General features: G+C 60.5%; 12 protein-coding genes. 8 read left to right on the top strand and 4 right to left on the bottom strand.

Annotation, left to right across the window (positions count from 1 at the left end):
- Window positions 1–68 precede the first annotated feature (68 nt).
- The 4 genes from V9L20_RS25085 to V9L20_RS25070 are packed head-to-tail and all read right to left on the bottom strand — an operon-like array spanning window position 69 to window position 3,600.
- Window positions 69–794, bottom strand: coding sequence for a DUF1028 domain-containing protein (locus V9L20_RS25085; RefSeq protein WP_164547948.1), 726 nt, complete (start codon window positions 792–794; stop codon window positions 69–71).
- A 33-nt stretch (window positions 795–827) separates the two neighbouring features.
- Window positions 828–1,811, bottom strand: a complete 984-nt coding sequence (locus V9L20_RS25080) for a tripartite tricarboxylate transporter substrate binding protein (RefSeq protein ID WP_164547947.1) — start codon at window positions 1,809–1,811, stop codon at window positions 828–830.
- Between the two features lie 31 nt (window positions 1,812–1,842).
- Complete coding sequence (locus V9L20_RS25075; protein ID WP_125966967.1) at window positions 1,843–2,562, bottom strand: DUF1028 domain-containing protein; 720 nt, start codon at window positions 2,560–2,562, stop codon at window positions 1,843–1,845.
- Window positions 2,563–2,616: 54 nt separating this feature from the next.
- A complete protein-coding gene (locus V9L20_RS25070; protein ID WP_164547946.1) occupies window positions 2,617–3,600 on the bottom strand; it encodes a Bug family tripartite tricarboxylate transporter substrate binding protein in 984 nt (327 codons plus the stop codon).
- A 124-nt stretch (window positions 3,601–3,724) separates the two neighbouring features.
- On the opposite strand from V9L20_RS25070, the gene V9L20_RS25065 reads away from it, so the two are divergent.
- The 8 genes from V9L20_RS25065 (at window position 3,725) to V9L20_RS25030 (ending at window position 12,148) form a co-directional block, all read left to right on the top strand.
- Window positions 3,725–4,645: a LysR family transcriptional regulator gene (locus tag V9L20_RS25065; protein WP_125966965.1), complete on the top strand. Its 921-nt coding sequence runs from the start codon at window positions 3,725–3,727 to the stop codon at window positions 4,643–4,645.
- 1,075 nt (window positions 4,646–5,720) lie between these two features.
- Window positions 5,721–6,401 (top strand): flavin reductase family protein, encoded by a 681-nt coding sequence (locus tag V9L20_RS25060; RefSeq protein WP_164547944.1) that lies wholly within the window; start codon window positions 5,721–5,723, stop codon window positions 6,399–6,401.
- 275 nt (window positions 6,402–6,676) lie between these two features.
- Window positions 6,677–7,663, top strand: coding sequence for a Bug family tripartite tricarboxylate transporter substrate binding protein (locus tag V9L20_RS25055; RefSeq protein ID WP_125966963.1), 987 nt, complete (start codon window positions 6,677–6,679; stop codon window positions 7,661–7,663).
- A 170-nt stretch (window positions 7,664–7,833) separates the two neighbouring features.
- Window positions 7,834–8,361 carry a GlcG/HbpS family heme-binding protein gene (locus tag V9L20_RS25050; protein ID WP_125966962.1) on the top strand — a complete coding sequence of 176 codons (528 nt, stop codon included), beginning with the start codon at window positions 7,834–7,836 and terminating at the stop codon, window positions 8,359–8,361.
- A gap of 78 nt (window positions 8,362–8,439) precedes the next feature.
- A complete protein-coding gene (locus V9L20_RS25045) occupies window positions 8,440–8,898 on the top strand; it encodes a RidA family protein (protein ID WP_125966961.1) in 459 nt (152 codons plus the stop codon).
- Window positions 8,899–8,979: 81 nt separating this feature from the next.
- On the top strand, window positions 8,980–9,114 hold the full coding sequence (locus tag V9L20_RS25040; protein ID WP_276312029.1) for a hypothetical protein: 135 nt from the start codon (window positions 8,980–8,982) through the stop codon (window positions 9,112–9,114).
- Window positions 9,115–9,341: 227 nt separating this feature from the next.
- Window positions 9,342–9,524, top strand: coding sequence for a hypothetical protein (locus V9L20_RS25035; protein WP_125966960.1), 183 nt, complete (start codon window positions 9,342–9,344; stop codon window positions 9,522–9,524).
- 401 nt (window positions 9,525–9,925) lie between these two features.
- Window positions 9,926–12,148: a LamG-like jellyroll fold domain-containing protein gene (locus tag V9L20_RS25030; protein WP_337298639.1), complete on the top strand. Its 2,223-nt coding sequence runs from the start codon at window positions 9,926–9,928 to the stop codon at window positions 12,146–12,148.
- Window positions 12,149–12,178 lie beyond the last annotated feature (30 nt).

Here is a 12,178-nt window from a genome sequence, read left to right as displayed (position 1 = left end):
TCAGGGGTTTCGTCGATTGCGCAAGGCGTTCGGAGAGGCGGCACAAAGGGCCGGCATCTGCCCTCTGATCACTTCAGCGTTTCCTGGAGGTGAGCGCCGGTCAGGCTCTCGCGCTCCCATGCCAGCTGGGTCGGGCAGCTGGTGGGGTCGATCTCCCGTGCTTCGTAGTAGGGCTGATACGGCTTGTACAGGTTGTAGATGCGACGCAGTTCCTCCACCGCGGTCCCGTGCATGTCGACGCGCAGGTCCCATGCCGCGTAGCTCTCGCGATCCATCACGACCACACAGGCCGATCGCTCGGGCAAATGTCGGTCGTTGGCGGTCTGACCACCTGCGTCCCTGCCGGACTCCAGCGTGCTGATGAGTCGTTCAACCAGCGGCTGGGTCGGATCTTCGTTGAACTTCGCCTCCATTGCCTTGAGCACGTATTCGCCTGCTAGAACATTTCCGAAGACGGTGTAGTCCGTTCCCGTCTTGTCTCCGGCCCAACCCGTGACGCTTGCGCCCGTGTGAACCACGCCCAAACCGTCTCGTGTCATCACGGCGATCTGGCGAAGGCTCTCGTGGGCGTCGTCCTGGACCAGCGCTGCAAGCACGCTTTTGCTCGTTAGCCCCTGCTGCAGCAGGTTCTGCCCCAGAGGGGCATTCCGCCTGCGCCCGTTGGCCTGTGACATAACGACGCCGTAGGCGCTGTGCGCTCCTTGAGTGAACGACCCGAAGGCGACTGAATACGTTGCAACGGCGACGCCGATCTGGTGAGTCCGAGGGCAGCGCCCGATTACTGTGTAGGTCACGATGAATTTCTTGTCGGGGTAATAGGTATAGGCTCAGTCAAGGCGAATGTTGTTGCGCTTCACGACCGCTCCCCACTCTTCGTAGTCTTTGGCCAGGAATGAAGCAAACTGCGCCTGTGTTCCGCCTACCGGAATCAAGCCGAGATCGATCGCCTTCTGTTGGAACTCGCTCGAGGCAATGATCTTCTGCAATGCCACCGACAGACGATTCAGGGCTTCCGGAGGGGTACCGCGCGGCGCCAGGATGCCGTTCCATGAATGCAACTGGTTGCCGGGAAAAATCTCCGACAAGACCGGGACGCCAGGCAGATTCGGCACGCGCCCATTTGCAGACACTGCCAACCCTCGCAGCTTGCCTCCGTTGATCTGAGGGATGGCAGCGGCCGACGCTTCCATCGAAAACTCCACGTCTCCACTCATGACAGAAAGGATGCCTCCATCCTTGTATGGAATGGCCGTCATGGCTATGCCGGCCCTCTGCACCAGCTGGAGGGCAGCAATATGGCTTGGAGTGCCATCTCCGTAGGTCGCGTAGTTCAGCTTGCCCGGTTCCCGCTTGGCGGCTTGCACCAACTCATCAACCGATTTGTACGGGGAATTGGCGCGAACGATCATCACAAAGGGAACTTCCACGACATGGATGACCGGCACCAGATCCGAAGCTTTGTATGGCAGCTTGCTAAACACATGCGGATTGAGGGAGACCGACGGAGCCGCGGTGAAGAGAAGCGTGTGTCCATCGGCAGGAGCCTTGGCCACAAGGTCCGTCCCAATGATCTGGCTTGCCCCTGGCCTGTTGTCGACGAGGACCGGCTGTCCAAGATCCTTGGTGAGGCGATCTGCAATGAATCGAGCTGTGACGTCCGGCGAAGCTCCTGCAGGCCAGGGGACGATCAGCCGCACTGGCTTTGTCGGAAACGGCGTTTGGGCGAAGACGGACGCGGACAGGAGTGCCGCTGCCGCAAATACAGACGCGGTGCGGCGGGAAACGGCGCAACGGAAAAGATTGATGCTCATATCTGGCTCCACGGAAGAAATGGGATGAAGTTCAGGCCAGGTGCGGCGGCGGCTTGCCGTACTCGCGTTCGATACCGCGCGCCTTGAGCCAGTCCTTGTGCCGGGGCATGACCGACGGGTCATCGACCAGCGCCTCGTAGTACTCCACCAGCGGCATGTACCAGTCGACAATCCGCCGCAGTTCCGCGATCGGCTCGGACGCGTGGTCGCAGCGCAGATCGAGCCGCGCCGTGCCCTTGCGGCCGAACGTCTTGATGGCCGCCGAGGTCTGGCCCTCCAATTGGCCGCCGGCATCGCGGCCACCTTCGATGGCGCGCAGCAAGCGGTCGTCGAAACTCGCGGCACGGTTGCTCTCCCATGCCTCGCAGATCCCATCGATGGTCTTCTCGCCGGCGAGCACGTTGCCGAAAGCGATGAAGTCGGAGCCGATGCGGTGCCCCGCCCATTGATAGTTCTTCTTGCCCGTGAAGACGGCCATCCCGCCGCGCGCATCGAGGACGCCGACCTGCCTGTATTCCCAGTGTTTGTCCATCTGCTCCATGTCGATGAGCACCTTCTGGGCCGAATATCCTCTTTCGAGCAAGCCCAGCGCCACCTTGCCCAGCCGAGGTTCCACGGACGATTGGTAAGAGAGCACACCGGCCTGCGCCGACCCGAACGGCGCTACCCAACCCACCGCCGGCGAGAAGCTCGAGATGCAGAGACCGAAATCACCCGACTGCTTGTCGCGCGCAATGATCGTGAAAGTCATGACTAAAAACTCCGTTTTTGAATTGGTGAGATTGACGCTTTCCGTTTGGCTCCATCAGTCGAGCCGAATTCCGTTCTGTTTTACGACTGCTCCCCAGTTTTCAAAATCCTTGGCCAGGAACGAACGAAACTCTGCTGGTGTTCCCCCGGCGGGAATCAAGCCAAGTTCGAGCAGGTACTGCCGAAACTCATTCGACGCTGCGATCTTCTGCAGTGGCGCCGACAAGCGATCCACGACTTCCGCAGGGGTGCCACGCGGCGCCAGAATGCCGTTCCACGAGTAGAGCTGACTGCCGGGAAAGCTCTCGGACAAGGCGGGGACGCCAGGCAGACTCGGCATACGTCCGTTCGCGGAAACTGCCAGCGCTCGCAGCTTTCCTCCCTTGATCTGAGGAATGGCATCGGCCGAGGCGACGAACGCCCAATCCACGACTCCACTCATGAGGTCCAGAATGCCTCCATCCTTGTATGGCACGTGCGTCATCGTTGCGCCCGTCTTCTGCAATAGCTCCAGCATCGCAACATGGTTTGGGGTGCCCGGCCCATGTGACGCGTAGGTCAGCTTACCGGGCTGCTGCTTGGCAGCTTGCAATACCTCATCGACCGACTTGTACGGGGAGTTCGCGCGAACGCTCAACACAAAAGGAACATCCACGAGGTGGATGATTGGTGCAAAGTCGGAAGACTTGTATGGCAGCTTGGTAAACAAATGCGGGTTGAGCGAGATCGCCGGAGCTGTGCCGTAAAAAAGCGTATATCCGTCGGCGGGGGCCTTGGCTACCGCGTCCGCGCCAATGATCGAGCTCGCCCCCGGCTTGTTGTCCACGAGTACCGGCTGTCCGAGATCCCTGGAGAGGCGCTCTGCAACGAATCGGGCTGAAACGTCCGGTGACGTTCCTGCCGGCGTCGCGACGACCAGCCGGATGGGCTTCGTCGGAAACGTCGTCTGGGCAAAGACAGAGCCGCCGACGAGCATTGCTGCCGTGAGTACAGACGCGGTACGGCGGGAAAGAACCGCACGGAAACGATTGATGCTCATACTTTCTCCAAAGTGGACGATTCGGATAAGACCCATGTACCGAACCGGGGAGCCACACTTTAGAATTTCACAATCAGGACACAAACCACCCAGCCCGGAATTCACATTTCCAAAAGTCGGAAAAATGGATCGATTCACTGAGCTATCGCTCTTCATCCAGGTTGCTGAGCGCGGGGGGCTCGGCAAGGCCGCCGAGGCGTTGGGCTTGTCCAATCCTGCCGCGAGTCGCACCTTGGCTTCTCTCGAGAACCGCGTCAAGGTGCGGCTAGTCGAGCGAAACACGCGTCGCCTGTACCTGACACGCGAGGGTCAGGAGTTCCTTGAACGTGCGCGGCACATCCTCGATGAGCTGGAAGATGCGGAATCGGCGCTCCAAAGCGCAACGCTCAATCCCTCAGGCGTTCTACGAGTAAGCGCTTCGCTGTCTTTCGCGATGCAGATCATTGCGCCTCGTTTGCAGCGCTTCCACCAGCTGTATCCCCAACTGCGGGTGCACATCGAAACTGCGAACAGATACTTGGACATGATCGACAACGGGATCGATGTCGCAATCCGCACCCGGGAGTTGGAACCAGACAGCACCATCACGATTCGTCGCTTGGGGACGACACGGAGATTCCTGGCGGCATCCCCGGCATACCTTGCCAACCGAGGCGTGCCGAAGCATCCGCGCGAGCTTCCACTGCACGCGCTTTTGCTATACGTCTATGCGAAGAATCCGAATGAGCTGAGCTTCACTCGCGGCGCGCAGCGCGAGTCAGTGACGGTTCACGGGCTGCTCGAGTCAAACGATGGTCAAGTGCTCAGGGCAGCCGCACTGAACGGCCATGGAATCCTGGTGCAGCCCAGCTACATCCTCTATGACGATGTTGTTGCCGGTCGCTTGGTGCCCGTGCTGGACGAGTGGGAGTTGCCAGAGCTCACGATCAATATCGCCTACCCCAGCCGGAAGCATTTGTCTGCGAAGGTTCGCTCTTTCATCAACTTCATGGTTGATGAATTTGCGGCCCATGAATACGAGCGGAAGTGGACCGGGAGGATGTGACGCTCTGGCCTGCTGAAGTGTCTACAACTGCTCAGCGCCCCATCTCCCTCTCGGGCGGCTGCCTGCGGAACCAATCCTTATGCTCCGTCTCGACGCGGCCGATCAGTCGCGCCCTTGTTGAGTGAGCGATGAGCCGCGAGGCTACGCGTCCGCGTAGAGCTACATGGACACGTAGGCATCAGAGCAAGTGCGCAGAATTGAGAGGCTGATTGGTTGTGGGGCGCAAGAGCCCGGATCCGTTCGGCTCGCGTGCCTATGTGTTCAGCAACCGCAGGCGCTGCTGCGGTAAGGATCCTGTGTTGTTAGCGTAACGATCCTTGCTGTTGCTCAAGCGGCCCTCGGCCGAGGTGGTTCTCACCCCCACGGCCGAACAGTTGCACTGGTTGCTGGAGGGCATCGACATCGCGGTGGTGCAGCACTAATCCCGTCCGCGCTTTTTCCGTGTGGCCTGAAGGAGCGGTGATGGGGCAGTCCGATCCAAGCGGGCGTGTCGCCACCGCCAGTCACTGCCTTCATCACCGTAGAAGAACTCGCTGCGCTCATTGCCGAGCGTTACGCGCTGACCGGCGCGACGACTACGAGGCGATGCTGCCTTGGAATGTCCAATTCGGTGACGCATAGATCGCTGCGCACACTTCTGCTGGCGTATCACGCGCAAGGGCGTGGTTGATTGACGGCTTGCGCTCCACCAGCCGACCCTGACCCAGACTTCACGCGCGGCCAGGTAGCGTGTTGCCGCGGGATTCGACAGCCCCAGCGCTCTGGATGCACCGCTGAGGCCACCATGTCCCGCAGCCTGGACCAACAGCGATAGCTCAGTGAGTGAATCAAATTTTCCATTTCAAGGAAAAATGATTTCCAAGATCGTCGCTTTGCACCCGATCACTGAATCTATAGAGTGAAGCTCATTGTTCATCGCTCAGCGCTCACGCCTAACCCGAATATTCCAAACCGCAGGCTTGGTCATGGGGGGCGCGTGGAGATCGAGGCGATCACCATTGTCAAGGATCGACGAAGGAATCGTCGAACAACCGACCAGGGCCGAACGGCCTGATAAATGTCACGGACAGCAGCCATGCCGCAATCGCCCCCTTCACACGCATTCCACGGGCTCGACTGCAGGGCACTCAATCCTTCGCAGCAAGCCAAGCTGATCACCAGCGCGATCGTTCCGCGTCCCATCGCGCTCATCTGCACGAAGGGCCCCGCGGGGCTGAATGCGGCGCCATTCAGCTTCTTCAACATCGCCAGTATCAATCCGATGATGGTGATGTTCTCCATTGCGCCTACGCAGTATCAACGCGCAGGCGAGCCCAAAGACACGCTGGTCAACATCGAAGCGTCGCGCGAGTTCGTGGCGCATCTCGTTGACTATGAGAACCGGGAGGGGATGAACGCCTGCGGTCCTGAATATCCTGCGGACGTCAGCGAACTCGAGGTGGCCCAGTTCACGCTCGAGCCGTCCGTGAAGGTGCAGACTCCGCGCATCGTGAACTTCCCGATCCAGTTCGAGTGCGTCCTGTCCCAGATGCACGATCTCGGCGGTTCAGGCCACCGACTCGTGGTGGGTGAAGTCGTTTATGCGCACTACCGCGAGGGCGTGTTCAACGAACAACTGCACGTGAACTTGGGAGCGCTCGACACCATCGGGCGGCTTTCGAGCCCCGGCACGTACGCCCGAATCACCGACCGCTTCCAGATGCTTCCGCCAACCTTGAGCGCGGCAGAACTGAAGCCCAGCGCGATGAACAGCTAAGTCTCGGAATGCGGCTCGTGGGCTTGTGCGTCATGGATGCCGAAATGAGGAATCCGAAAGGTGCTTCAGCCTCCGCAGGAATTGCGCTCATCCCGTCGCCGAGCGCAGTTACCGGTCAGACATACAGCTCGAGATCGGCACGCCCCAAGCATGGATCGTACATGCCAAGGCTGCGTTGCCGCATTGAGTGGGCCGCCGCGACAGCCTCGAATTCATCTTGCTTCTATCTCCCAACAACGGAAAAACCGGCCATCCATCAAGCTGAGGGTATTCACATGAATCGCAGAGATTTTGCTTCGATGTTATTTACTCATGCCGTAGGGACTCCGGCTGTCGTGTACGGACTGACGCAAGCGCCCGCGTTTGCGCAAGAGAAATACCCCAGCCGTCCGATACGCATGATCGTGCCGTTTCCCGCGGGCACCGCGCCTGACGTTTCCGCCCGATTTGTCGCAGAGCGGATGTCAAAAACGCTGGACCAACCCGTCATCGTCGACAACAAGCCCGGGGCAAGCACCATCGTGGGTGCACAGCAGTTCGTCGCCACGCGACCGGACGGCTACAACCTCTTGTACACGGCAAATGTCACGCTCTCGATCAACCCGCATGTGTACAAGAAGTTGCCGTACCAGGTCAGTGATCTGATCCCGGTCACTCGAACGCTGGCAATTCCGTTTGTGCTCGTCGTGAGGTCCGACTCGAAGCTCAAGAACCTGTCCGACCTGATCCAGGAAGCGAAGCGAACTCCCGGGCGGCTGAACTACAGCTCCTACGGTGTCGCGACTGCCCCTCATGTGGCCATGACCTACTTCTGCAACAACGCGGGAGTATCCATGACCCACGTGCCCTACAAGGACGGCGGTTTGGTTGATCTCCTTGGCGGCTCGATCGACACGGCGTTCAGCCCCGTCGCCGACGTCCTGCAGTATCTCAAGACAGGAAAGCTGCGCGCGCTCGCCGTCTCGAGTGCTGCCCGCATCAAGAGCCTGCCCGAAGTCCCGGCCGTTGCTGAAATGTTCCCGGGATTCGACGGTGACTCCTGGCACGCGCTCTTCGTCCTGAAGGGCACTCCACAGAGCATCGCCGACCAGTTGGCTGCGGCCGCGCGCGGCGTAACTGCCTCCGAGGAGTTCAGTAAGTTCCTGGCTGATATGGGTCTTGTTCCAGCGGGCGATTCGCCGGTCCAGTTCGCGAGTTTCCTGACCAACGATTCTCGTCGCTGGGAGAAAGTGGTAAAGGACAACAAGATCTCAGCAGAGTGAAGACACGCATAAGCCCAAGCTGCGAGATCAGAGCTCGAAGACCGAATGTCGGGGATGTCGCGGCAGCGGTCGCAACTGGACGACTTGCATCAACAAAGGGAAGTGCGCACCGCCGAGAAATGCACATGCGTGCGCGCGCTTCTGTCATTTTTCACCCGGAGGAATTAACCATGATCACTATCCGCAACATCGTATCCCTCGTCGCTGCGCTCACTGTATGCGGCGGAAGCGGGCTGGCCATCGCGCAAGCACCCACGCCTGCAGCCGCACCTGCCGCGGCAGCAGTCCCGCAGTACGGCGGCAACATCAATCTCGAGCAGGCCCGTCGTGCCATTGGTGCTGCGATTGCCGAAGCCCGTCGAATCAACGTTCCCATGGCCGTGGCGGTGGTGGACACCAGCGGCAACCTCGTGGCCTTCGAGAAGATGGACAACACGCAGAACGCCAGCATTCTGGTCGCCCAGAACAAGGCGGTGTCAGCCGCGATGTACCGCCGTCCGACCAAGGCGTTCCAGGATGCGCTGGCAGCTGGCGGCGCCGGCCTGCGCATTCTCACGTTGCCCCACGCGAATGCTGTTGAAGGCGGTATTCCGCTGATGCAAGGGGGCCTGATCGTCGGTGCTATCGGCGCTTCGGGTGGTTCCCCGGATCAGGACTCGGTCGTAGCAACTGGCGGTGTTGCCGCGATGGGGCGATGAAGGCTTGCGGGCATCGATACCAAGTGCGCATTACCTCCATCGCCCCATTGAAACTTGCTCTCTAAATTAGGAGTGGATATGAAATTTCGTCATGCACTGCTCGCGACACTATGCAGTTCGCTTTTTCTGGCGACGACCGCGAACGCCCGCGAGTACCTCAAATCAGAAGCTGGGCAGCCCCGGGGGTATTCCACCGCAGTGGCCACGCAAGGTGGAAAGACTGTCTGGATATCGGGTCAAGTCGGCATAAGGGATGAACAGGGAAAATCGATGGCCGGCGACTTTGAAGGCCAGGCTCGCGTGATCTTCCGAGCCATCGACGCAGCGGTCAAACGCGCTGGTGGCAGCATGAAAGACGTCGTCAACATCACTGTCTATCTGACCGACCCTAGGCTTCTGGAGCCGCTCATTCCGATTCGCCACGAGTTCTGGCCCGATGGCAACTTCCCTGCGAGCACGTCTATCACGGTGCATAGCCTGCCTTTCGTCGGAATGATGATCGAGGTGTCTGCTGTCGCGGTCATTGGTGATAAGTAGACATACCAGCATTGATGGCGAATGATGGCCCGACCCCGGATCGGGGAGCGGACGAAAAATTGGACTGCCAGGAGGTGGTTCATGTACTCCTACGAAGGTCGGATTCGAGCCGTTGAGCTCTACATCAAGCTGGGAGAGCGCGTCAGACCCACCATCCGGCAACTGGGCTATCCAACAAAGGGTTCTTTGAAGGGCTGGTACAACGAATACCAGTAGAAGCTCGATTTGCCAAAAGGCTATGCGGGCCGGAGACCCTCGCGGTCAACCAAACTCGGTCATCTTCATCGGCAGGGGAAAGATCGGCCAGTGCAGTCTCCAAATATTGGGCGAACTGCTTTGCATGATTGAGGACTCCTTGCGGAGGTCGGATTCCAAGGCGATCAACGAAAGGCGAGGGGAGAAAGTACATTCTCCAGCGCTCAGGACTGCGGGACTCAGATAGCTTGGTCCTGCCGCTCTTCATGGTCGGCGCCTTCAGTCCCATCGGCTGCTTGAGACTCGACTCGGCGCTTCAGTTCTTTCATGAGGAAGCACGGTACAACCTCGACACGGCAGCGACGAACGGCTTCTCGGCGGAGGAAGTGCTTGGATACATCGAGGAGTTCCCGAATACCGCGAACGGGTGAGCCAGTGTTCAGCATCGGCATCGCTGCGTCATCGAAATGGAGAGAACGCAAGCAAGTTGCAGTGCTCTTGGTCATTCCGAAAATGAAATTCAGTCGCTCATTTTCAGAGGCAATTCAAGGCTCATTGCGGCCTCTGTACAGCTCACACTCATGAGCGCCTTGTCCTGTCGCGCAGGTCGATACCGCACGGGCTTCTGAATCGGTGCGTACATGGCAAGAGGCAGTGACATTCAATGTCGTGTCGTCGGCGTCTCATGTGACAACGAATGTCACTTCTTGCCGCTGCATGTCTCTCGCAACGCGCGCAATGCGTCCATCGGTTTTACCGATTTCATTTCATCGGGCCATCGAGGCGGATGGCATGCAGTTTGCAGAATTATTTGTTTACACATTTTAGACAAATGACGCACTTTTCGAATGACGACAAAGATGTCGCCCTGCTGGATCGCCGCACCTTCTTCATCGGCACCGCGAGTGCACTCGCCCTTGGCACGACGGCTTGCGGTGGTGGCAGCAGCGGAAGTTTTTCGCCGATAGGGGGAGTTGCCGCGCAGCAGCCACCGGGTGCCACCCCTGATGCCGTCGCAGGTGTCGATACTCCCGACACCCCAGCGCCCGGGCCGACCACCCCTGAGCCCGGAGTACAAAAGATCACGCACCCCGGCCTGCTGGTCACCGAGGTCGACCTGCAGCGCATCCGAGACAAGCTGGCCGCCAAAGCGGAGCTCTGGGTGGGCGGCTTGAACATGATGCTCAAGACGAACAACACCAACCTCGATGCGAAGCCGCGCCCCCTGGCGTTGGTGACGCGCGGTGTCGACGGCGAGAACTATTGGCAGATGGTCGGCGACTTTGTGCGCGCCCTTCACCTCGCATTGCGCTGGAAGATCACGAACGACGAGAGCTACGCGAAGAAGGCGGTGGAGTTCCTCAACGCATGGTCGTCGACCTTGACCGAACTGGGCGGCGACTCCAACGTCTACCTCGCCTCGGGCCTCTACGGCAACCAATGGGCCAACGCCGCGGAACTGATGCGGACCTACCCCGGCTGGGCGAAGGAGGACGTCGCGCGTTTCCAGACCATGCTGCTGAACGTGTTCTACCCGAAGGCGCACGACTTCCTGGTCAACCACAACGGCACGGAGACCAGAAAGGTCACCCACTACTGGGCGAACTGGGACCTGGCCAACATCTGCACCGTCTACGCGATCGGCGTGTTCTGCGATCGGAGCGACCTGATCGCCGAAGCGAGCAACTATTACAAGAGCGGCCGTGGCAGCGGCGCGAGCGCCAACAACGTCTACTACGTGCATCCTGGCTATCTGGGGCAATGGCAGGAGAGCCATCGCGACCAGGGCCACTCGACCCTCGGCATCGCGCTGGCCGGGATGTTGTGCCAAATGGCCTGGAACCAAGGTGAGGATCTCTTCGGCTACGGGAACAACCGCCTGCTGGCCGGCTCGGAGTATGTGGCCAAGACGAACCTGGCCGATGCCAACGGCAATGCCCGGTTCACGATGCCGTTCGCTCCTTACAAAGGCGTCCACGGATTCGACCAGGCCGCCACCGCTGCGGCGGGCACAAACCAGCTGCGGCCCAACTGGGATCTCATCTACAGCCACTATGTGAGCCGCAAGGGGCTCTCGGCACCCTGGACCAAGGCGATGCTCGACAAGATACGGCCGGAGCGCGTCGATGGCGGCGACCAGCCGGGCATCGGCACGCTGCTCTATGCACGCGATCCGGTTCCTGCCGCAGCGCCGAGCGGCCTGAGCGCATTCCTGAGCGATGCAAAGGTGCAGCTGTCCTGGTGGGGCACCGCAGGCGCTTCCCAGTACCTCGTGCAGAGGGCGGCTTCGCCGAACGGTCCGTTCACGACCCTTGCACCGGTCACCGACCCGCGCAGCTACACCGACGATCCCGGCCAAGGCACCTGGTACTACCGGATCGACGCGGTGACCGACGCCGGGGAGATGACCGGTGCGGACACCGTGCGCGTGGCGGTGCCCGGTGAGCTGTGGCTGCACCTGCCGCTCAACGGCGATGCCAACGATGCCAGCAGCCGCGGGCTGCATGGGCAGTTGATGGGCGGCACGAGCTGGGGCGAAGGACGCAACGGCGAAAGCGCCGTGCAGCTCGACGGCCGCAGCGGTCACGTCCAGTTGCCCGACGGGGCTGTGTCGGCCTTGGGCGATTTCACGGTGGCGGTGTGGGTCTATTGGGATGCTTCGGTGGTCAATGCGCGCATCTTCGACTTCGGCTCCAACGACGTGGCCTACATGGGGCTCATCCCGCGCGACGGCAGCGGCAAGCTGCGCTTCTCGAGTTCGCGCAATCAGTTCTGGAACGAAGAGTCGGTGACGACCGACGTGCTGCCCGCTGGGCGCTGGGTGCATGTGGCGGTCACGCTCGCGGGCACCGTCGGCACGCTCTACGTGGACGGTACGCAGGTCGCCACCGCAGATGGCATCTGGATCAATCCCTTCCAGCTGGGCCGCACCACGCAGACCTGGCTGGGCCGTTCCCAGTACGGCGGCGACCCGTACTTCAAGGGCCGCATGCAGGACTTCCGCATCTACAGCGGCGCGCAGGACGCGGCCTTCATCGCGAACCTCGCCCGCTGAGCGCCATCCGGCAGCCGCGCTGCCCGGACC

The sequence above is a fragment of the Variovorax sp. CCNWLW225 genome (assembly GCF_037204045.1).
Classification (GTDB): Bacteria; Pseudomonadota; Gammaproteobacteria; order Burkholderiales; family Burkholderiaceae_C; genus Variovorax.
This window is presented reverse-complemented; position numbering and strand designations above follow the sequence as displayed.